Annotated in this window: 17 protein-coding genes; 8 read left to right on the top strand and 9 right to left on the bottom strand. The window is 65.3% G+C overall.

The window, feature by feature from the left end; all coding sequences use genetic code 11:
* Positions 1–20: 20 nt before the first annotated feature.
* From KSS95_RS00915 to KSS95_RS00880, 8 genes are all read right to left on the bottom strand, one after another.
* Positions 21–1,943: a PrkA family serine protein kinase gene (locus KSS95_RS00915; protein WP_217850767.1), complete on the bottom strand. Its 1,923-nt coding sequence runs from the start codon at positions 1,941–1,943 to the stop codon at positions 21–23.
* 283 nt (positions 1,944–2,226) lie between these two features.
* The gene (gene glpE / locus KSS95_RS00910; RefSeq protein ID WP_217850765.1) at positions 2,227–2,556 is read right to left on the bottom strand and encodes a thiosulfate sulfurtransferase GlpE; all 330 of its coding nucleotides are present in this window, start codon (positions 2,554–2,556) and stop codon (positions 2,227–2,229) included.
* A 13-nt stretch (positions 2,557–2,569) separates the two neighbouring features.
* Complete coding sequence (locus tag KSS95_RS00905; RefSeq protein WP_217850759.1) at positions 2,570–3,427, bottom strand: symmetrical bis(5'-nucleosyl)-tetraphosphatase; 858 nt, start codon at positions 3,425–3,427, stop codon at positions 2,570–2,572.
* Positions 3,427–3,807: a Co2+/Mg2+ efflux facilitator ApaG/CorD gene (gene apaG / locus KSS95_RS00900; RefSeq protein WP_134689807.1), complete on the bottom strand. Its 381-nt coding sequence runs from the start codon at positions 3,805–3,807 to the stop codon at positions 3,427–3,429. Before apaG ends, KSS95_RS00905 begins: the two co-directional genes overlap by 1 nt.
* A gap of 157 nt (positions 3,808–3,964) precedes the next feature.
* The gene (gene rsmA, locus KSS95_RS00895; RefSeq protein ID WP_134689806.1) at positions 3,965–4,765 is read right to left on the bottom strand and encodes a 16S rRNA (adenine(1518)-N(6)/adenine(1519)-N(6))-dimethyltransferase RsmA; all 801 of its coding nucleotides are present in this window, start codon (positions 4,763–4,765) and stop codon (positions 3,965–3,967) included.
* Entirely contained in the window at positions 4,762–5,751 is a 990-nt protein-coding gene (pdxA, locus tag KSS95_RS00890) for a 4-hydroxythreonine-4-phosphate dehydrogenase PdxA (protein ID WP_217850757.1), read from the bottom strand. The genes rsmA and pdxA overlap by 4 nt, the downstream gene beginning before the upstream one ends.
* Positions 5,748–7,067: a peptidylprolyl isomerase SurA gene (gene surA / locus KSS95_RS00885; protein WP_217850750.1), complete on the bottom strand. Its 1,320-nt coding sequence runs from the start codon at positions 7,065–7,067 to the stop codon at positions 5,748–5,750. The genes pdxA and surA overlap by 4 nt, the downstream gene beginning before the upstream one ends.
* A complete protein-coding gene (locus tag KSS95_RS00880; protein ID WP_217850748.1) occupies positions 7,048–9,855 on the bottom strand; it encodes an LPS-assembly protein LptD in 2,808 nt (935 codons plus the stop codon). Before KSS95_RS00880 ends, surA begins: the two co-directional genes overlap by 20 nt.
* A gap of 131 nt (positions 9,856–9,986) precedes the next feature.
* Between KSS95_RS00880 and KSS95_RS00875 the strand changes: the two genes are divergently transcribed.
* From KSS95_RS00875 to KSS95_RS00865, 3 genes are read left to right on the top strand one after another with little or no spacing between them, the layout of a single operon-like run.
* Entirely contained in the window at positions 9,987–11,006 is a 1,020-nt protein-coding gene (locus KSS95_RS00875; protein ID WP_217850741.1) for an aminoglycoside phosphotransferase family protein, read from the top strand.
* Positions 11,003–11,674 (top strand): N-acetylmuramate alpha-1-phosphate uridylyltransferase MurU, encoded by a 672-nt coding sequence (gene murU, locus KSS95_RS00870; RefSeq protein ID WP_217850739.1) that lies wholly within the window; start codon positions 11,003–11,005, stop codon positions 11,672–11,674. Before KSS95_RS00875 ends, murU begins: the two co-directional genes overlap by 4 nt.
* A gap of 1 nt (position 11,675) precedes the next feature.
* The gene (locus KSS95_RS00865; protein WP_217850737.1) at positions 11,676–12,440 is read left to right on the top strand and encodes a TerB family tellurite resistance protein; all 765 of its coding nucleotides are present in this window, start codon (positions 11,676–11,678) and stop codon (positions 12,438–12,440) included.
* Between the two features lie 96 nt (positions 12,441–12,536).
* Here the strand turns inward: KSS95_RS00865 and KSS95_RS00860 are convergent, their stop codons facing one another.
* Positions 12,537–13,547: an alpha/beta hydrolase family protein gene (locus tag KSS95_RS00860; protein ID WP_217850735.1), complete on the bottom strand. Its 1,011-nt coding sequence runs from the start codon at positions 13,545–13,547 to the stop codon at positions 12,537–12,539.
* A gap of 95 nt (positions 13,548–13,642) precedes the next feature.
* Here KSS95_RS00860 and KSS95_RS00855 point away from each other — a divergent pair, with 95 nt between their 5' ends.
* The 5 genes from KSS95_RS00855 (at position 13,643) to KSS95_RS00835 (ending at position 20,503) form a co-directional block, all read left to right on the top strand.
* A complete protein-coding gene (locus KSS95_RS00855) occupies positions 13,643–16,045 on the top strand; it encodes a PAS domain-containing sensor histidine kinase (RefSeq protein WP_217850734.1) in 2,403 nt (800 codons plus the stop codon).
* Positions 16,042–16,671 (top strand): response regulator, encoded by a 630-nt coding sequence (locus KSS95_RS00850; protein WP_217850732.1) that lies wholly within the window; start codon positions 16,042–16,044, stop codon positions 16,669–16,671. The genes KSS95_RS00855 and KSS95_RS00850 overlap by 4 nt, the downstream gene beginning before the upstream one ends.
* Before the next feature lie 280 nt (positions 16,672–16,951).
* The gene (locus KSS95_RS00845; protein ID WP_217850724.1) at positions 16,952–18,064 is read left to right on the top strand and encodes an ABC transporter ATP-binding protein; all 1,113 of its coding nucleotides are present in this window, start codon (positions 16,952–16,954) and stop codon (positions 18,062–18,064) included.
* A gap of 40 nt (positions 18,065–18,104) precedes the next feature.
* On the top strand, positions 18,105–19,139 hold the full coding sequence (locus KSS95_RS00840) for an ABC transporter substrate-binding protein (RefSeq protein WP_217850722.1): 1,035 nt from the start codon (positions 18,105–18,107) through the stop codon (positions 19,137–19,139).
* 116 nt (positions 19,140–19,255) lie between these two features.
* On the top strand, positions 19,256–20,503 hold the full coding sequence (locus tag KSS95_RS00835) for an ABC transporter permease (protein WP_217850720.1): 1,248 nt from the start codon (positions 19,256–19,258) through the stop codon (positions 20,501–20,503).
* Positions 20,504–20,506 lie beyond the last annotated feature (3 nt).

Below are 20,506 nucleotides of genomic sequence, written 5' to 3'. Positions count from 1 at the left end.
GCAACCGTGGCAGGCCGCTGTTACTGCGATTTCCTGACCCGCAGATACCATTCCGACAACAGGCGCACCTGCTTGTCGGTGTAGCCACGCTCCACCATCCGGGTGACGAAGTCGTTGTGTTTCTGTTGATCCTCCTTGCTGGCCTTGGCGTTGAAGCTGATGACCGGCAGCAGGTCCTCGGTGTTGGAGAACATTTTCTTCTCGATCACCACCCGCAGCTTCTCGTAGCTGAGCCAGCTGGGGTTCTTGCCGTTGTTGTTGGCCCGGGCGCGCAGCACGAAGTTGACGATCTCGTTGCGGAAGTCCTTCGGGTTGCTGATACCGGCCGGTTTTTCGATCTTCTCCAGCTCCTCGTTGAGGGCGATGCGGTTGAGGATCTCGCCGGTTTCCGGGTCGCGGTATTCCTGGTCCTGGATCCAGAAGTCGGCATACAGCACATAGCGGTCGAAGATGTTCTGGCCGTATTCGCTGTAGGACTCCAGGTAGGCGGTCTGGATTTCCTTGCCGATGAACTCGATGTAGCGCGGCGCCAGGTATTCCTTCAGGTAGCGCAGGTAGCGCTCACGGACTTCGGCCGGGAACTGTTCCTGCTCGATCTGCTGCTCCAGCACGTACAGCAGGTGCACCGGGTTGGCCGCCACTTCATGCGGGTCGAAGTTGAACACCTTGGACAGGATCTTGAAGGCGAAGCGGGTCGACAGGCCGTTCATGCCCTCGTCGACGCCGGCGGAGTCGCGGTACTCCTGGATCGACTTGGCTTTCGGGTCGGTATCCTTGAGGTTCTCGCCGTCGTATACGCGCATCTTCGAGTAGATGTTGGAGTTTTCTGGCTCCTTTAGGCGCGAGAGCACGGTGAACTGGGCGAGCATCTTCAGGGTGTCGGGCGCGCAATGGGCCTTGGCCAGCGAGCTGTTGATCAGCAGCTTGTCGTAGATCTTGATTTCGTCGCTGACGCGCAGGCAGTACGGCACCTTGACGATGTAGATCCGGTCGATGAACGCCTCGTTGTTCTTGTTGTTGCGGAAGGTGTGCCACTCCGATTCGTTGGAGTGGGCCAGCAGGATCCCGGTATAGGGAATCGCACCCAGGCCTTCGGTGCTGTTGTAGTTGCCTTCCTGGGTGGCGGTGAGCAAGGGGTGCAGGACCTTGATCGGCGCCTTGAACATCTCGACGAATTCCATCAGGCCCTGGTTGGCCCGGCACAGCGCGCCTGAATAGCTGTAGGCGTCGGCGTCGTTCTGCGGGAACTCCTCGAGCTTGCGGATATCGACCTTGCCGACCAGGGCGGAGATGTCCTGGTTGTTCTCGTCACCCGGCTCGGTCTTGGCAATGGCGATCTGGTTGAGAATCGAGGGGTAGAGCTTGACCACCCTGAACTTGCTGATGTCGCCGCCGAACTCCTGCAGGCGCTTGGTGGCCCAGGGCGACATGATGGTGTTCAGATAGCGGCGGGAGATGCCAAATTCCTCTTCGAGGATCGCGCCGTCCTCGGTGGCGTTGAACAGCCCCAGGGGCGACTCGAAGACCGGCGAGCCCTTGATGGCGTAGAAGGGGACCTTTTCCATCAGTTGCTTGAGCTTTTCGGCCAGCGACGACTTGCCGCCGCCCACCGGGCCCAGCAGGTAGAGGATCTGCTTCTTCTCTTCCAGGCCTTGGGCGGCGTGGCGGAAGTACGAGACGATCTGGTCGATGCACTCTTCCATCCCGTGGAAGTCGGCAAAGGCCGGGTAGCGGCGAATCACCTTGTTGGAGAAGATCCGCGACAGCCGGGAGTTGGTGGAGGTGTCGATCAGCTCTGGTTCGCCGATGGCCAGCAACAGCCGCTCGGCCGCCGAGGCGTAGGCGCTGCGATCCTCTTTGCACAGCTCGAGGTACTCCTGCAGCGAAAGTTCTTCCTGGCGGGTGGACTCGAAACGTTGTTGGAAGTGGCTAAAAATGCTCATGACGTCACCTCGCTCGATACGTGGAGACGACGCCGGATCAGTCAGCTGATGCTGGCATGCAACCGGGCTCGCCGATTGCTGTATACCCCCCAGAACACCCTGTAACGCTACCGATGACCCGCACGCCGGTGTACCGGCTCTCCCCTTTTTTGGATGGCCTGGGCTTAAGAATAGTTGGTTCTGGGCAAGGTCAAGGGCGGGGAGTGGAGAACGCGCCTACGACCGTTCGTCAGGCCGGGCGCAAGCCCGCACGGAACGCGGGCTGCAGGAACAATGAAAAAAATTATTCAGCGCTGCCCTGGGCGGTTTCCGCCGGGTAGGTGCTGCGCCACAGCTCGAAGCCACCATCGATGCTGTAGACGTTGGAGAAGCCCTGGCCGACCAGGTAGGCGGCGGCGCTCTGGCTGGAATTGCCGTGGTAGCAAACCACCAGTGTAGGCGCGTCGAGGTCGGCGCTGCGGATGAAGTCGGCCACCGAATGGTTATCCAGATGAGTGGCGCCGGCGATGTGCCCGGCGGCAAAAGCTTGCGGGTCGCGAATGTCGACCACGACCGCACCGTCGGCGCGCAGGGCGAGGGCTTGCTCGGGGGTGATGCGTTTGAATTCGCTCATGGCTGCGCTTCCTTCAGGGGTGATGGTTGTTGGGTGCTGGTGGGCGAGGGGTGCCCTCACGGGTGCAATCGCAGCGGTGATACTCGCCGCTGTCGACGTTGTACAGGGTCATGGCGCCGCCCCAGACGCAACCGGTGTCCAGGGCGATCACGCCCGGTACGTCGACGCGGCCTTCGAGGGCGGCCCAGTGGCCGAAGATGATCTTGACGTGGCGTGAGCGGCGCTCGGCGTGGTCGAACCAGGGCTTGTAGCCTTTCGGCGCGGTGTCCAGGCCTTCCTTGCTCTTGAGGTCGAGCTTGCCGGCGGCGGTGCAGAAACGCATGCGGGTGAAGTAGTTGGTGATCACCCGCAGGCGCTCGATGCCGCTGAGGTTCTTGCTCCACTTGTTCGGCTCGTTGCCGTACATGCCGTCCAGGTAGAGCTTCAGGCGGGTGTCGTCGCGCAGCACCTGCTCGACCTCGGCCGCCAGCTCCAGGGCGCGGCCCAGGGTCCATTGCGGCGGGATGCCGGCGTGGACCATGGCGATGCCGCGGGCCTCGTCGTAGTGCAGCAGCTTCTGCTGGCGCAGCCAGTCGAACAGCGGGTCGGCGTCGGGTGCCTCGATGATTTCACGCAGGGTGTCGCTTTTTTTCAGGCGCTCGACGTTGTGCCAGGCGGCCAGCAGGTGCAGGTCGTGGTTGCCCAGCACGCAGACCAGCGCCTGGCGGATCGAATACAGGTAGCGCAGGGTCTCCAGCGACTCGGGGCCGCGGTTGACCAGGTCGCCCACCAGCCACAGGCGGTCCACGGCCGGGTCGAAGCGCACGCGCTCGAGCAGGCACTTGAGCGGTTGCAGGCAGCCTTGCAGGTCGCCGACGGCGTAGGTGGCCATCAGTGCAGGGCCCCGGGTACGGCCAGGCGGAACGGCGCGATCGGTGCATCGAAGCGTTTGCCGTCCTCGGCGAACATCTGGTAGCTGCCCTGCATGGTGCCCACCCGGGTGCTGATCACCGCGCCGCTGCTGTAGGTGTGGCTCTGGCCTGGCTCGATCGACGGCTGCTGGCCGATCACCCCGGCGCCGCGCACTTCCTCGACTTCACCGTCACCATTGGTGATCAGCCAATGACGGGACATCAGCTTGGCCTTGAGCGTGCCGTTGTTGTGCACGGTAATGGTGTAGGCGAAGGCGAAACGGCTGCTTTCAGGGTCGGATTGGTCTTTGAGGTAGCGGGTCACGACGCTGACGTCGATCTGATAGCGGGGGTCGGACATGCAAGGGCCTTGGGCGAACTGACGCAATAACGCAGTCTAGGCCATTGCTGGGGGGGAGGCTAGCGGTGTGGGAGTGGCTGGGGACCGTTCGCCGCCAAGCCGGCTCCTACGAGGGGGCGTATCGCCTGTAGGAGCCGGCTTGCCGGCGAACCGGGGGTCAGGCCTGCTGTTCGGCCAGCTTGTCGGCCAGGCGCACGAAGGCGGCCAGGTCCAGCTGCTCGGGGCGCAGGCTGCCGTCTACGCCGGCGGCTTCGATGGCCTGGCTGTCGAGCAGGCCCTTGAGGGTGTTGCGCAAGGTCTTGCGGCGCTGGTTGAAGGCTTCGCGCACCACGTGCTCGAGCAGCTTCGGGTTCTTCGCCGGATGCGGCAGCACCTCGTGGGGCACCAGGCGCACGATCGCCGAGTCGACTTTTGGCGGCGGGTTGAACGCGCCGGGGCCGACGTTGAACAGGTGTTCCACGCGGCAGTGGTACTGCACCATGATCGACAGGCGGCCCCAGTCACCGCCGCCAGGCCCGGCGGCCATGCGCTCGACCACTTCTTTTTGCAGCATGAAGTGCATGTCGCGGATCAGCCCGGCGTGATCGAGCAGGTGGAAGATCAGTGGGGTGGAGATGTTGTACGGCAGGTTGCCGACGACTTTCAGGCTGCGCGGCGGTACGCCCAGCTGGTTGAAGTCGAATTTCAGCGCATCGCCCTGGTGCAGGCGGAAGTTGTCGCGCCCGGCGAACTTGTGCTGCAGGATCGGCACCAGGTCCTTGTCCAGCTCGACCACATCCAGTTGCGCGCCGCTGCCCAGCAGGCCCTCGGTGAGGGCGCCCTGGCCAGGGCCGATTTCCAGCAGGTGTTCGCCGGCCTTGGCGTTGATCGCGCGCAGAATGCGGTCGATGATTCCGGCGTCGTGCAGGAAGTTCTGGCCGAAGCGCTTGCGCGCCCGGTGTTGGTAGTGCTCGGTCATGGTCGGTTCTCGGCCATCTGGTAGGCGGTTTCCAGGGCGACGCGCAGGCTGCCGGTGTCGACCTTGCCGCTGCCGGCCAGGTCCAGGGCGGTGCCATGGTCGACCGACGTGCGGATGATCGGCAGGCCCAGCGTCACATTGACCGCGGCGCCGAAGCCCTTGTACTTGAGTACGGGCAGGCCTTGGTCGTGGTACATCGCCAGCACCGCGTCGCAGTGCTCCAGATATTTGGGGGTAAACAGGGTATCGGCCGGCAGCGGACCACGCAGGTCCATGCCTTCGGCGCGCAGGCGCGCCAGGGTGGGCTCGATGATGTCGATTTCTTCGCGGCCCAGGTGGCCGCCTTCTCCGGCGTGCGGGTTGAGGCCGCAGACCAGGATGCGGGGGTTGTCGATGCCGAACTTGGCGCGCATGTCCGCATGCAGGATGCGGGTGACGCGCTCCAGGCGCTCGTCGGTGATGGCATCGGCAATGTCGCGCAGCGGCAGGTGGGTGGTCACCAGTGCCACGCGCAGGCCTCGGGTCGCCAGCATCATGACCACTTGCGCGGTCTGTGTCAGGTCGGCGAGGAACTCGGTATGGCCGGAGAAGGCGATACCGCTTTCGTTGATCACGCCCTTGTGCACGGGGGCGGTGATCATGCCGGCGAAGTCACCGGCGAGGCAGCCTTGGCCGGCGCGGGTGAGCGTCTCGAGCACGAACGCGGCGTTGGCCTTGTCCAGTTGGCCGGCCAGCACCGGCGCGGCCAGGGGCGTGTCCCACACGTACAGGCTGCCGGCGGCGGCGGGCTGGTCGGGGAAGTGGCCTGGGACGACCGGCAGCAGGGTGACGGCCAGCCCCAGCTGGGTGGCCCGCTCGGCGAGCAGGTCACGGCTGGTGATGGCAATCAGGGGGTGGGGCTGGGCCTCGGCGGCGAGCAGCAGGCACAGGTCGGGGCCTATGCCGGCCGGCTCGCCGGGCGTGACGGCGAAGCGCAGTGGCTTCACTGGGCGGCCTGGTCGGCGCCAGGCAGCTTGATCTCGACGTAGGCTTCGTCACGGATCTGGCGCAGCCAGGTCTGCAGCTCTTCGTCGTACTTGCGGTTGCGCAGCACGTTCATCGCCTGCTGTTCGCGGGCCTTGTCGGTGCTGTCGGTGGCGCGGCGGCCGAGGACTTCCAGCACGTGCCAGCCGTACTGGGTGCGGAACGGACGGGTCACTTCGCCTTGCTGGGCGTTGGCCATCTGCTCGCGGAACTCCGGCACCAGGCTGTTCGGGTCGACCCAGTTGAGGTCGCCGCCGTTGAGCGCCGAACCTGGATCTTCCGAGAAGCTCTTCGCCAGTTCGCCGAAGTTTTCCCCGCTCTTGATCCGGTCGTACAGGCGCTCGGCCAGTTGCTCGGTGGCGGCGTCGCTGCGGATTTCGCTTGGCTTGATCAGGATGTGGCGTACGTGCACTTCGTCACGCAGCACGCTCTGGCTGCCACCGCGCTTCTCCTCGAGCTTGAGGATGATGAAGCCGTTGGGGATGCGAATCGGCTGGGTGATGTCGCCCACCGCCATGTTGCTGAGCATCTTGGCGAAGTCAGGTGGCAGTTGGCCGGCTTGGCGCCAGCCCATTTCGCCGCCTTCCAGGGCGTTCTCGCTGCGTGAGCGGGCGATGGCCATCTGGCCGAAGTCCGCACCTTGCTTGAGTTGCTGGTAGACATCGCCGACCTGGCGCGCGGCAGCCTGGATGGCTTCTGAGTTGGCGCCTTCCGGGGTGGGGATGAGGATGTTGGCGAGGCGGTACTCTTCCGACATCTGCATCTTGCCCATGTCCGAGTTGAGGTAGTTCTTCACTTCCTGCTCGGATACCTGGATACGTTCGGCGACGCGGCGCTGGCGCACGCGGCTGATGATCATCTCGCGCTTGATCTGGTCGCGGGCGTCGTCGTACGACAGGCCATCGTGGGCGAGGGCGGCGCGGAACTGCTCCGGCGACATGCCATTGCGCTGGGCAATGGTGCCGACGGCCTGGTTCAGCTCCTCGTCGGTGATACGGATGCCCGAGCGCTCGCCGATCTGCAGTTGCAGGTTCTCGACGATCAGGCGCTCCAGCACCTGCTGCTCCAGCGCACCGGCCGGCGGCACGCCACCACCGCGCTTGGCGATGGTCTGCTGCACTTCGCGCACGCGCTGATCCAGCTGGCTTTGCATCACCACGTCGTTGTCGACGATGGCCACCACGCGGTCAAGGGGTTGTGGGGCGGCATGCGCCGCGCCACTCAGCAGTACGGCGCCCAGCATCAGCGGGCGCAGACGATCAATAAGCTTGGTCTTCACGTGTACGGTAACCTTGAATGCCTTTGTCCAGGAATGTCTCGACCTTGTTGCCCATCACGCCGCCGAGGCCCTTGAGGACGATCTGCAGGAAGACGCCGTGGTCGCCCTTCTCGTTCTGTGGGGTGGCTTGGCTGAAGTCGTCGTAGTCCATCCAGTAGCGGTTGATCAGGCGCAGCTTCCAGCAGCAGTTGTCGTACTCGAAACCGCCCATCGCCTCGAGGGTGCGGTTGCGGTTGTAGTCATGCTGCCAGCGGGCGATGACGCTCCATTGCGGCACGATCGGCCAGATGACCGAGAAGTCGTGCTGCTGGATCTTGTAGTAGTCCTTGATGTAGTTCGGATCGCCCGGCTGACCGTAGCTGCCACCTTGGTCTTTCCAGGTGCCAGTCAAGGAGTCGTAGGTGATCGTGTCGTTACGGTAGCGGTAGCCGAGGTTGACGATCTTGTTCGGGTTTTCTTCAGGCTGGTAGTGGAACATCGCGCTGCCCGAGCGGGTGCTGCGGCTGTCTGGATCCCAGTTGAAGTCCGAGTTGAAGCGCCAGTCGCGGTTGAAGGCGTATTCGTATTCCAGCGCGTACGGCGAAACATCCGACAGGCTTTGTTTGCGCGTGCGGTAATTGATGCCCGGCAACTGGACCTTGCGGTCGTTGAAGTAGTACGCCTGGCCGATACTGAAGCGCTGGCGCTGGAAGCCGTTGTCTTCGATCCAGCGGTTGGTCACGCCCAGCGACAGCTTGTTCTCGTCACCGATACGGTCGATACCGCTGAAGCGGTTGTCGCGGAACAGCGAGGCATAGCTGAAGGTGTTCTCGGACGTGTCGAACAGCGGGATGTCTTTCTGATCCTTGTACGGGACGTAGAGGTAGAACAGGCGCGGTTCGAGCGTCTGGCGATAATTGGTGCCGAACAGCTGGGTGTTGCGGTCGAAATACAGGCCACTGTCGACGCTGAAGATCGGGATGTTGCGGTTGATCGAGCTGCTGTAGCTGCCGTAACCCGGCAGCGCCGCTTGACTTGCTGCCTGTGCCTTGCCTTGGCTGTCGAGGTCAAGGTCGTACTTGGTGTAGACGTACTTGAGCTTGGGCGTGATATAGCCGTAGCTCGCTTGCATCGGCAGGCTGATGGCCGGGGCCGCGTTCAGGCGGGTACCGTTGGCACGGGCGATGCCACTGACGTTTTCGTCAAGGCGCTGGCCCGGGATGGTGGTGGTGGTGTCCAGCAATCCATCTTTGGTTTTGACAAGGTCGTTTTTCAGATCCCGGTCAAAGCGCACGGCCTCGGTTTCATACGTCAGGTCCGTGCCACCCGGATGGAACGGCAACATGCCGTTGAAGGTGACCTGCGGCAGTTTGTCATACGGCGTGATCTGCGAAATGGTCGCCAGTTCGTAGGCGTGCACATTCAGGCGCGCGGTATAGCTGTCGCCCCGGTAGGTCAGCGCACCCTGCTGGTTGATGAAGTCGCGGCTCTCGACACCGATCTGGTCCGACTCCAGGTCCTGGAAGTAGAACGGGTCGCTGATGTCGGTGTAGTCCACCTCGGTCATCAGGCGCTCGTCCAGGCCGCCCTTGTGCTGCCAGTTGACCATCCAGCGTTCTTTCTTGTAGTCCGTCTGCAGCTTGCGGTCGTCATCCTGGTCGCTCAGGTAGGCGCCGCCGAACTGGCCTTCGCTGGACTTGGTCAGGTAGCGGAACTCGCCTTCCATGAGCATGCCGCGTTTGGCCATGTAGCGCGGGTACAAGGTGGCGTCGTAGTTCGGCGCCAGGTTGAAGTAGTACGGCGTGACCAGCATGAAGCCGGTGTCGCTGCTGGTGCTGAACGACGGCGGCAGGAAACCGGACTGGCGACGGTCGTCGATCGGGAAGTAGATGTACGGTGTGTAGAACACCGGGAAATCCTTGACCCGCAGGGTGACGTTGGTCGCGGTACCGAAGCCGGTGGCCGGGTTCAGGGTGATGTTGTTGCCCTTGAGCTGCCATGCGTTGCTGCCCGGCTCACAGGTGGTATAGGTACCGTCCTTGAGGCGGATGATGGCGTTCTCGGCGCGCTTGGCGTACAGCGCGTTGCCGCGGATGTGCGACTTGTGCATCACGTATTCGGCGTTGTCGACCCGGGCTTCGCCGGTGTCGAGCTGGATCTGCGCTTCGTCGCCGACCACCAGGGTGCCGTTGTCACGGATCTTGACGTTGCCCTTGAGCTCGCCGCGGTTCTCGGCCTGGTACAGGTTGGCCTCGTCGGATTCGACCTGCATGCTGCCCTGGCGCATGACCACGTCACCGGCCAGGGTGGCGATCTGCTGCTCCTGCTGGTACTTGGAGACCTTGGCGTTGATGTAGGTCGGCGATTCGTCCTTGGGCGTGGAGTCGTTCATGCCCGGGCGGGTCGGCTCGATGTAGGCGCCACCGCAGTACGGGCCGGTTTCGGCCAGCTGTGCGGCGGTGAGCTTCTCGCGCGGGACCCAGTCCAGGTGGCTGTAGTCTTCGCTGCGCGACTTCAGGCCACGGCCCTTGGCCTCGGTGACCAGCATCGGCTTGTCGGCTTCGACCGCGACGGCCTCACCCGAGGCGTCGGTGCCCGAGCTGGCCGCGGCAGCGCCCGGGTGTACCGGGCGCGGAGGCAGGTTGGCTGCGGTCTTGGGCTTGCAGTCCCAACCACCGGAGGCGGACACTTGGCAGTCGAACTGCTCGGCCGCGACCACGTACGAGGTGGCCAGAGGTTGCAGGGCTAGCAGACCGCCAGTCACCAGCAACGGAAACTTTCTACGAAACGCGGGGGATTTCAATGCCATCTTATTAGTCCGGGCTTCCTGCGTGCCATCTGCCCGCGTGTGGGGGCCGCACGCCTCTCGATGGTCTGAAAAAGATGCTGGATAATAAAGCATGACCCGCTTGACGGCTAGGGCCGTCGGAGACCCTTGTAATGCCCGATCACGATGTACGCCTGCAACAACTGACCGCCTGGCTCGCCGGGCAGCTGGAGAACCTGTTCCGCACCAACGCCTGGGGTGACGTGCCCGCAGGCAGCCTGACCGCCGCCAGCAGCGACGCCAGTTTCCGCCGTTACTTCCGCTGGGAAGGCGCCGGCCACAGCTTCGTGATCATGGATGCGCCGCCGCCCCAGGAGAACTGCCGCCCGTTCGTCGATATCGATCACCTGCTGGCCACGGCGGGGGTAAACGTGCCGGTGATCCATGCCCAGGACCTGGAGCGCGGCTTCCTGCTGCTGGGTGACCTGGGGCGCCAGACATACCTGGACATCATTGACCAGGACAACGCCGATGCCCTGTTCGCCGATGCCATCGATGCGTTGCTGGCCTTGCAGCGCCTGCCGATGGACGCAGCGCTGCCCAGCTACGATGTCGCGCTGTTGCGCCGTGAGGTCGAACTGTTCCCCGAATGGTACGTCGGCCGCGCACTGGGCCTGAGCTTCAGCGAGGCCCAGCAGGCGAGCTGGCAGCGGGTCAGCCAACTGCTGATCGACAGCGCCCTGGCGCAACCCAAGGTACTGGTGCACCGCGACTACATGCCGCGCAACCTGATGCACAGCGCGCCCAACCCAGGGGTACTGGACTTCCAGGACGCGGTGTACGGCCCGGTCACCTACGACATCACCTGCCTGTTCAAGGATGCTTTTCTCAGCTGGCCCCAGCCGCGCGTCGAGGGCTGGCTGCGTAGCTATTGGCACCGGGCGCGTGCCGCCGGCATCCCAGTGCAGGACAGCTTCGAGGCGTTCCAGCGTGCCAGCGACCTGATGGGCGTGCAGCGCCATCTCAAGGTCATCGGCATCTTCGCCCGTATCTGCCACCGCGACGGCAAGCCGCGCTACCTGGCCGACGTGCCGCGCTTCTTCGCCTATATAGATGAAGTGATCGGCCGCCGCCCGGAGCTGGCCGAGCTGGGGCAACTGCTTGCCGAGCTCAAGGCGGGGGCGCGCCCATGAAGGCGATGATCCTGGCCGCGGGCAAGGGCGAGCGCATGCGCCCGCTGACCCTGCACACCCCCAAGCCGCTGGTGCCGGCGGCCGGCAAGCCGCTGATCGAGTATCACCTCGAGGCACTGGCCCGTGCCGGCATCACCGAGGTGGTGATCAACCACGCCTGGCTGGGCCAGCAGATCGAGGACCACCTGGGCGATGGCCAGCGCTTCGGCCTGAGCATCCGCTATTCGCCGGAGGGCGAACCGCTGGAAACCGGTGGCGGTATCTTCAAGGCCTTGCCGTTGCTGGGCGAGGCGCCGTTCCTGCTGGTCAACGGCGATATCTGGACCGACTACGACTTCGCTCGCCTGCAGGCGCCCTTGCCGGGGCTGGCGCACCTGGTGCTGGTGGACAACCCCGGGCACCACGACCGCGGTGACTTCCGCCTGACGGACGGTCAGGTGCGCGACGGCGACGCGGCCCCGGGGACCTTGACCTACAGCGGTATCTCGGTGCTCGACCCGGCGTTGTTCGACGGCTGCCAGCCTGGTGCCTTCAAGCTGGCGCCACTGCTGCGCCAGGCCATGGCCGAGGGCCGGGTCAGCGGCGAGCACTACAGCGGGCAGTGGGTCGATGTCGGTACCCTCGAGCGCCTGGCCGATGTCGAGCGCCTGATCGGCGAGCGCGCCTGATATGTGGTGGCCGAGCACAGTGATCGGTGCCGGCGCCGGTTTCGCCGTGGCCAGCATCCCCGGGGCACTGCTCGGGGCGTTGCTGGGCCAGGCCATGGATCGGCGCCTGCGCCTGCAGGGATGGGACGATGTGCGCGAACGCCTGGGCGGGCGTCCGGCGCTGCGCGATGACGAGCTGCTGTTCGTGCTGCTTGGGCGGCTGGCCAAGAGCGATGGTCGGGTGGCCGAGGGGCACATTCAGCAGGCGCGTCAGGAAATGGCCCGGCTGGACCTCAGCGAGCCGGCACGGTTGCGGGCGATTGCCGCGTTCAATCGCGGCAAGGCGGGCAAGGACCGGCTGGGGCAGCATCTGCGCCGGATCAAGCAGCAGCCGCATGCTGCCGAGGGCACCTTGCGCGCGTGCTGGCGGATGGTCTGGGCCGATGGCAAGGCCGGGCGCCAGGAGCGTGACCTGCTGCTGGGCTGGGGGCAGCAACTGGGGCTGAGCCGCAATCAGGTGCAGGCCCTGGCGCTGGAGTATGAACCGCGCAAATCGGCGGTCGAGGGCGGCGCCATGACCTATGCGGCGGCGTTGCGGCTGCTGGGGGTCGAGCCGGACACCGAGGCGGACCGGGTCAAGCAGGCCTATCGGCGGCTGCTCAGCCGGCACCACCCGGACAAGCTGGTGGGCAGTGGTGCCAGCGAGGCGAAGGTGCGCGAGGCGACCGAGCATACGCGGGAGCTGCACCAGGCCTATGCGATGATCCGCAAAAGGCGCGGGCTTTGATCTGATCGCTGCCCGTAGGCAGCGGCTGGTCGGCGAACACTGGCAGCGCGGCGCTTGGTTCGCCAGCAAGGCTGGCGCCTACGGGGGCGTGGCGTGTCACTCGTCCTTGGGCGTCAACCAGCCGCGTACCCGGCGCAGCAACTGCTCCTGCTCCGCGGCCTTGTTGCCCGGCATGGCGATCAGCGACAACTGCCGGTACTGGCTGTCCTTCTCGCGCTTGCTGGCCTGCAGGCGCTGCTGCGCGGCGAGGCGGTCCTGGGTGCGGGTGGCGTAGTAGAGGTCGGCGGTCGGCACCTTCAGGGTTGGCGCCAGGCTCAGCAGGTCATGCTCGACCCGCGCCGGGGTCTGGGCGGCGACCATTACCAGCTTCTGCACCTGGGGCGGCTGCTTCTCGCTGAGGTAGCGCGCTGCCCAATAGGCGCCGCTGCCGCTGCCGAGCATGACGATGCTGCGCGCCTTCTGCTGTTGGGCGTAGGCCACGGCGGCGTCGAGGCGGGCGAAGATACGCTCGACATCTTCCTCGGCGGTGTGCTCGTCGGCCTCCACCGCGTCGGTGCTTTCAGCGGCATCCGTCTCTGGCGCGGTGGCCTGGGCGACGTTGGCGTTGGCATCGGCCGGGGTGTCCTTGGCCGGGGCTGACTCGCCCTGGGCCTTTTCTGCCGCGGCTGCGGGCGCAGGCTTGGCGTCGACCCGCGCCTGCGGGCGTTCGGCCAGGCGGTCGGGCAGGCTCAGGCTCAAGGTGCCCCAGCCGACATCGGGGAAGCCACGGCGCAGCGGGCCGACGGTGGTGGGCCAGTCGGCGCTCTCGCCGGCGCCCGGGACGATGATGAGCGCGCCCTTGGGGTCGCTGTCGTTGGCAGGTTTCCACAACGCCAGGAAACTTTCGCCATTGGCCTGCAGCATCTGCTGCTCGGCCTTGGGCACCTGGCGCTCCAGGGCCCGGGCATCGTCCTGGCTGCGCTCGAGCAGCGGGGCGCGCGGGGTAGGGGCGGGGGCGGCCGCTTCAGCGGCGGTTTGCGCTTGTTCGGCATCGGCGGCTTGCGCCCCGAGCGGCAGGGCCGCTGCCAGGCAGCACATTGCCAGCGTCGTGCGATAAAGTGTGAACATCGATCAATCCAAGGCCAGAATCATACCGGCAGCCTAATGGTATTTGCCCGCGACGGCCACGCCAGGCGGCCATCATTGCCAAGACGAGCGTAGAGATGAAGCGAGTGCGTTGCCTGTGGGTTATCGGCTGGTTGTGTCTACCCTTGATCGCCCTGGCAAGGCCGGAGGCGCCGCCGACGGTGATACTGGCGCCGGCCCAGCAGCAATGGCTGGATGCGCACCGCGCGCTGCGCGTCGGCCTGGTGTTGCAGGCGCCCTATGCCCAGTTCGACCGCCGCCTGCAACAGTTCTATGGAGCCAACGTGGAATTGGTCGGCGCCATTGCCCAGGCGCTGAAACTGGACCTGACCTGGCGCGGTTTCCCAGACCAGGCAGCCCTTGAGCACGCCTTGCAGGCCGGGGAGATCGATTTCGCCCCCGGGCTGACCCAGACCCCGACGAGCCTGCGCCTGTGGCTGTTCAGTGATCCCTACATGCGTATTCCGCAATTGGTGGTGGGCCTGCGCAGCGGCGGCGTGGCGGTGGAGCTGGAGAAGCTAGGCGCCAGCGACCGGGTGGCGGTGCGCATGCCCGGCACCCTGGCCGACTACCTGCGCAGCAACTACGCCAATCTCAACCTGCAGGGCGTGCCCAACGAGCGCGAGGCGTTGCAGCTGGTGCTGGCTGGCCAGGCCGGTTTCGCCGTGCTGGACGAGGCGCAGCTCAGCCGCTTGTCCCGCGAGAGCGAGTTCGGCGAGCTGGCGGTGGTCGGCGATATCGGCTTGCCACAGCTGTTGCGGGTCGGCTCGCGGCGCGATTGGCCGGCGCTTGCCGAGGTGCTCGAGCGCGCGCTGCAAGCCATGCCGGCCAAGACGCTGGAGCAGTTGCACCAGCGCTGGTTGCAGCCCAAGTACCCCAGGTTCTCGGAGTCGGCAGGCTTCTGGCAGAACCTCGCCCTGCTGTTTGGCCTGCTGTTGCTGTGCGCCCTGGCCACCTTGGTATGGCAACGCCGGCAACAACGCAGGCTGGAGCGGGCCTTGCTGGCCGCGCGGGAAAGCCTGGTGGCGCGGCAGGTGCGTGAAGAAGCCTTGCGCCTGAGCCAGTTTTCCCTCGACCAGAGCACGCTGGGCATCCTCTGGGTCAACTGGGACAGCCATGTGCGCTACGCCAACCACGCCGTCGAGCACATGCTCGGCTTTGCCGAGGGGGCATTACTGGAGCGGCCACTGGCCGCTATCGAACCCAACCTGAACATGGACCGCTGGCTGCAGCTGTGGAAGCGCGCGCGGGCCGGCGACGGCGCCGACCAGCAGTTCGAGACCCAGTGCCGGCGCGCCGATGGCAGCGAGTTGCCGGTAGAGCTGTCGTTGTCGTTCCTGCGCTTTCGCGATGCCGAGTACCTGGTTGTGTTCGTCGCCGACATCACCGAGCGGCGTCGTGCCCTGGCGGCATTGCGCGAGAGCGAGGCACGGCTCAAGGGCATCGCCGGCAACGTGCCGGGCCTGGTGTTCCGCCTGGAGCGCGACCCGGCCGAAGGCGACCCGGAGTTCCCCTACATCAGCGAGGGCAGCGCGGCACTGGTCGGCTACACGCCCGTCGAGATCCAGCACCCGGACATGGGCCTGCGCAACCTGGTCGACCCCGAGGACCGCGCCGACTATCACCGGGTCCAGGACCTGGCCCTGGCCTGCGACCGTGACTGGTCCTGGCAGGGCCGCATCCTTACCCGTGACGGCGCCAGGCGCTGGGCCGACATCAAGGCCACCACCCGGCGCCTGGCCGACGGCCGCATGGTCTGGGACGGCGTGGTCTGGGACATCACCCAGGGCAAGCAGGCCGAGCTGGCGCTGGCTGCCTCCCAGGAGCAGCTGCGCGAACTGTCGGCGCACCTGGAGAGCGTGCGCGAGGAAGAGAAAGCCCGAATCGCCCGGGAAGTGCATGACGAGCTTGGCCAGATGCTGACCGTGCTCAAGCTGGAGGTGTCGATGTGCGAACTGGCCTACGCCGAGCTGGATGCCGGGCTGAATGAGCGCCTGGCCAGCATGAAGCGCCTGATCGCCCAGTTGTTCCAGCTGGTGCGTGACGTGGCCACCGCCCTGCGCCCACCGATTCTCGACGCCGGGATCGCCTCGGCCATCGAATGGCAAGGCCGGCGCTTCGAGGCGCGCACGCAGATTCCCTGCCTGGTTCAGGTGCCTGACCACCTGCCGCCCTTGAGCGATGCCAAGGCTACCGGGCTGTTCCGCATCCTCCAGGAGGCGCTGACCAATGTCATGCGCCATGCCAGGGCGCATACCGTGCAGATTACCCTGGCGCACGAACAGGATGCCTTGCGCATGACCGTCATCGACGATGGTGCCGGCTTCGTCGTCGACGCGGCGCGGCCAACCTCGTTCGGCCTGGTTGGCGTGCGCGAGCGGGTACTGATGCTTGGGGGCAGCATGACCCTCGACAGCGAGCCGGGCGAGGGCACCAGCCTGAGCGTGGCGATTCCTTTGCAACAGGAGACACGACCGTGATTCGAGTGCTGGTGGCCGAAGACCACACCATCGTCCGCGAGGGCATCAAGCAGTTGATCGGCCTGGCCAGGGACATGCAGGTGGTGGGCGAGGCGGGCAATGGCGAGCAGTTGCTGGAGACCTTGCGCCATACCCCGTGCGAGGTGGTGTTGCTGGATATCTCCATGCCCGGGGTCAATGGCCTGGAGGCGATCCCGCGGATCCGTGCGCTGGCCAGCGCGCCGGCGATCCTGATGCTGTCGATGCATGACGAGGCGCAGATGGCGGCCCGCGCGCTGAAAGCTGGCGCGGCGGGGTATGCGACCAAGGACAGCGACCCGGCCCTGCTGCTGACGGCCATCCGCCGGGTGGCCGGGGGCGGGCGCTACATCGACCCGGCCCTGGCCGACCGCATGGTGTTCGAAGTGGGCCTGACCGAGACCCGGCCACTGCATACCTTGTTGTCCGAACGCGAGTTTTCCGTGTTCGAGCGCTTGGCCCAGGGTGCCAACGTCAACGACATCGCCCAGCAGCTGGCGCTGTCGAGCAAGACCATCAGCACCCACAAGGCGCGCTTGATGCAGAAGCTCAGGGTCAACTCGCTGGCGGAGCTGGTGAAGTACGCCATGGAACACAAGTTGGTGTGAGTGTCCTGGTTACGACAATGGCTTTTACGCGATCTCAGCGTAGGAGCGGCTTTAGCCGCGATACCAGCGCCGCTGTCTCTGACACCCGCTTGGCGGGTGATCGCGGCTAACGCCGCTCCTACAAAGCTCGAGTTACCTGAAAACGCCATCCTTGTAGGGCGATCCCTACAACAACTCTTCCACCCGGATGAGGGCATTCTCTCAGTCGCCCCGATTTCCGGGCGCTTGCGCCTCTTCTACGCTTGGCCTACGCAGTCATTCCAACAAGAAGGTGCAGGGCATGAGCGAGGCGAAGTCGAACGAGACGCTGGTCAGCTTCCGGGGTGTGCAGAAGAGCTACGACGGCGAATCGCTGATCGTCAAGGACCTCAACCTGGACATCCGCAAAGGCGAGTTCCTCACCTTGCTTGGCCCGTCCGGCTCGGGCAAGACCACCAGCCTGATGATGCTCGCCGGCTTCGAGACCCCCACCGCCGGGGAGATCCAGCTGGCCGGCCGTTCGATCAACAACGTGCCGCCGCACAAGCGCGACATCGGCATGGTGTTCCAGAACTACGCACTGTTCCCGCACATGACCGTGGCCGAGAACCTGGCCTTCCCGCTGACCGTGCGCAACCTGAGCAAGACCGACATCAGCGAGCGGGTCAAGCGCGTGCTCAACATGGTCCAGCTCGATGCCTTCGCCAAGCGCTATCCCGGCCAGCTCTCCGGTGGCCAGCAGCAACGGGTGGCCCTGGCCCGCGCCTTGGTGTTCGAGCCACAACTGGTGCTTATGGACGAACCGCTCGGCGCCCTGGACAAGCAATTGCGCGAACACATGCAGATGGAGATCAAGCACATCCACCAGCGCCTGGGCGTGACCGTGGTCTATGTGACCCACGACCAGGGCGAGGCGTTGACCATGTCCGACCGGGTGGCGGTGTTCCACCAGGGCGAAATCCAGCAGATCGCCGACCCGCGCACGCTCTACGAACAACCCTGCAACACCTTCGTCGCCAACTTCATCGGCGAGAACAACCGCCTCAACGGCACCTTGCTGGCCAGTGACGGCAACCGCTGCCAGGTGCAACTGGCCCGGGGCGAGCGGGTCGAGGCGCTGGCGGTGAAGGTCGGCCAGGCCGGCGAGCCGGTGACCCTGTCGATCCGCCCCGAGCGGGTGCGCCTGAACGGCCACAGCGAGCGCTGCGTCAACCGCTTCTCTGGCCGTGTGGCCGAGTTCATCTACCTGGGCGACCACGTGCGGGTGCGCCTGGAGGTCTGCGGCAAGGCCGATTTCTTCGTCAAGCAGCCAATCGCCGAGCTCGACCCGGCCCTGGCCGTGGGCGATGTGGTACCGCTGGGGTGGGAGGTGGAGCACGGCCGCGCGCTCGATCCGATCACCGAAGCCCACTGATGGTTTGCGTCACCAACCCTGTACTGTGGAGAGAATAATAATGCGCAAGCAGTTGAAACTGACCGCCCTGGCCCTGGGGCTGTTCGCCGCCGGCCAGGCCCTGGCGGCCGACCTCACCGTGATCTCCTTTGGCGGCGCCAACAAGGCGGCCCAGACCAAGGCGTTCTACGAGCCGTGGGAGAAGGCCGGCAAGGGCAAGATCGTCGCCGGGGAGTACAACGGTGAAATGGCCAAGGTCAAGGCCATGGTCGATACCAAGAGCGTGAGCTGGAACCTGGTCGAGGTAGAGTCGCCGGAGTTGGCCCGGGGTTGCGATGAAGGCATGTTCGAAGAGCTCGATCCGGCACTGTTCGGTGACGAAGCCGACTACGTGCCGGGGGCCATCCAGCCGTGCGGGGTGGGCTTCTTCGTCTGGTCCACGGTGCTGGCCTACAACGCCGACAAGCTCAAGAGCGCGCCCACCAGTTGGGCCGATTTCTGGGATACGAAGAAATTCCCCGGCAAGCGCGGCCTGCGCAAGGGCGCCAAGTACACCCTCGAGTTCGCTCTGATGGCTGACGGTATCGCGCCCAAAGAGGTGTACAAGGTGCTGGCTACCAAGGAAGGCCAGGATCGTGCCTTCAAGAAGCTCGACGAACTCAAGCCGAGCATCCAGTGGTGGGAAGCCGGCGCCCAGCCGCCGCAGTACCTGGCCTCGGGTGACGTGGTCATGAGCTCGGCCTACAACGGCCGGATCGCGGCGGTGCAGAAGGAAAGCAACCTCAAGGTGGTGTGGAACGGCGGTATCTACGACTTTGACGCCTGGGCCATTCCGAAGGGCGCCAAGGATGTGGACGCGGCGAAGAAATTCATCGCCTACACCGTGCAGCCCGAGCAGCAGAAGACCTACTCCGAGAACATCGCCTACGGCCCGGCCAACAGCAAGGCCGTGAGCCTGCTGGCAGCCGAGGTGAAAAAGGACATGCCGACCACGCCTGAGAACATCGCCAACCAGGTGCAGATCGACGTGGCGTTCTGGGCCGACAACAGCGAACAGCTGGAGCAACGCTTCAACGCCTGGGCGGCGAAGAAGTAGTCACGGGCCGCTGTGCGGCCCATCGCCGGCAAGCCGGCTCCTACAGAAACGCGCAATCCATCCGTAGGAGCCGGCTTGCCGGCGAACCGCCCCTTTCCCGTTTTCCGGAGTTCGTCATGGCCATTGCAATGCCCCTCAACGAAGGCGCAGGTCCAAGCCTCAAGCAGCGCCTCAAGCATGCCGAGCGGGTCAACCGCTGGAAGGCCCAGGCGTTGATCGCGCCGTTGGCGCTGTTTCTCCTGCTGGTGTTTCTGGTGCCGATCGCGGCGCTGCTGTACAAGAGCGTCGGCAACCCCGAGGTGGTCGCCGGCCTGCCGCGCACCGTCGAGGCGGTGACGCAGTGGGATGGCAAGAGCCTGCCCGGCGAGCCGGTCTACCAGGCCCTGAGCCAGGACCTGGCCGAATCGCGCAAGAACCAGACCTTGGGCGACCTGTCCAAGCGCCTGAACATGGAGCTGGCCGGTTACCGCAGCCTGCTGGCCAAGACCGCCCGTGCCTTGCCGTTCAAGACCGAGCCGGCTTCTTATAAAGAGGCCCTGCAAGCGCTGGACGAGCGCTGGGGCGACCCGGCCTACTGGCAGGCGATCCGCCGCAATACCAGCACGGTCACTTCGTTCTACCTGCTGGCGTCTCTCGACCACCGCATCGACGACCTCGGTGAGCTGGCCAAGGCCACGCCCGACCAGGCCATCTACCTGGATATCTTCGCCCGCACCCTGTGGATGGGCGTGGTGATCACCGCCATCTGCCTGGTGCTCGCCTATCCATTGGCGTACCTGCTGGCCAACCTGCCGACCCGGCAGAGCAACCTGCTGATGATCCTGGTGCTGCTGCCGTTCTGGACTTCGATCCTGGTACGGGTGGCGGCGTGGATCGTGCTGCTGCAATCCGGCGGCCTGATCAACAGCGCGCTGATGGCCATGGGCATCATCGACCAACCGTTGGAACTGGTGTTCAACCGCACCGGTGTGTACATCTCGATGGTGCACATCCTGCTGCCGTTCATGATCCTGCCGCTGTACAGCGTGATGAAGGGCATCTCGCCCAGCTACATGCGCGCGGCGATCTCGCTTGGCTGCCACCCGTTCGCCAGCTTCTGGCGGGTGTACTTCCCGCAGACCTACGCCGGTGTCGGCGCCGGCTGCCTGCTGGTGTTCATCCTGGCCATCGGCTACTACATCACCCCGGCGCTGCTGGGCAGCCCCAACGACCAGATGGTCAGCTACTTCGTCGCCTTCTACACCAACACCAGCATCAACTGGGGCATGGCCACCGCATTGGGCGGCTTGCTGCTGCTGGCGACCGTGCTGCTGTACCTGATCTATAGCTGGCTGGTCGGCGCCAGCCGCCTGCGCCTGAGCTGAGGA

Source organism: Pseudomonas muyukensis, from assembly GCF_019139535.1.
GTDB classification, from domain to species: Bacteria; Pseudomonadota; Gammaproteobacteria; order Pseudomonadales; family Pseudomonadaceae; genus Aquipseudomonas; species Aquipseudomonas muyukensis.
This window is presented reverse-complemented; position numbering and strand designations above follow the sequence as displayed.

What these genes read in the sequence shown, in the direction of transcription:
- KSS95_RS00915 (WP_217850767.1), bottom strand. Translation starts at nt 1,943, where the DNA reads ATGAGCATTTTTAGCCACTTCCAACAACGTTTCGAGTCCACCCGCCAG.
- glpE (WP_217850765.1), bottom strand. Translation starts at nt 2,556, where the DNA reads ATGAGCGAATTCAAACGCATCACCCCCGAGCAAGCCCTCGCCCTGCGC.
- KSS95_RS00905 (WP_217850759.1), bottom strand. Translation starts at nt 3,427, where the DNA reads ATGGCCACCTACGCCGTCGGCGACCTGCAAGGCTGCCTGCAACCGCTC.
- apaG (WP_134689807.1), bottom strand. Translation starts at nt 3,807, where the DNA reads ATGTCCGACCCCCGCTATCAGATCGACGTCAGCGTCGTGACCCGCTAC.
- rsmA (WP_134689806.1), bottom strand. Translation starts at nt 4,765, where the DNA reads ATGACCGAGCACTACCAACACCGGGCGCGCAAGCGCTTCGGCCAGAAC.
- KSS95_RS00880 (WP_217850748.1), bottom strand. Translation starts at nt 9,855, where the DNA reads ATGGCATTGAAATCCCCCGCGTTTCGTAGAAAGTTTCCGTTGCTGGTG.
- KSS95_RS00875 (WP_217850741.1), top strand. Translation starts at nt 9,987, where the DNA reads ATGCCCGATCACGATGTACGCCTGCAACAACTGACCGCCTGGCTCGCC.
- murU (WP_217850739.1), top strand. Translation starts at nt 11,003, where the DNA reads ATGAAGGCGATGATCCTGGCCGCGGGCAAGGGCGAGCGCATGCGCCCG.
- KSS95_RS00865 (WP_217850737.1), top strand. Translation starts at nt 11,676, where the DNA reads ATGTGGTGGCCGAGCACAGTGATCGGTGCCGGCGCCGGTTTCGCCGTG.
- KSS95_RS00860 (WP_217850735.1), bottom strand. Translation starts at nt 13,547, where the DNA reads ATGTTCACACTTTATCGCACGACGCTGGCAATGTGCTGCCTGGCAGCG.
- KSS95_RS00855 (WP_217850734.1), top strand. Translation starts at nt 13,643, where the DNA reads ATGAAGCGAGTGCGTTGCCTGTGGGTTATCGGCTGGTTGTGTCTACCC.
- KSS95_RS00845 (WP_217850724.1), top strand. Translation starts at nt 16,952, where the DNA reads ATGAGCGAGGCGAAGTCGAACGAGACGCTGGTCAGCTTCCGGGGTGTG.
- KSS95_RS00840 (WP_217850722.1), top strand. Translation starts at nt 18,105, where the DNA reads ATGCGCAAGCAGTTGAAACTGACCGCCCTGGCCCTGGGGCTGTTCGCC.
- KSS95_RS00835 (WP_217850720.1), top strand. Translation starts at nt 19,256, where the DNA reads ATGGCCATTGCAATGCCCCTCAACGAAGGCGCAGGTCCAAGCCTCAAG.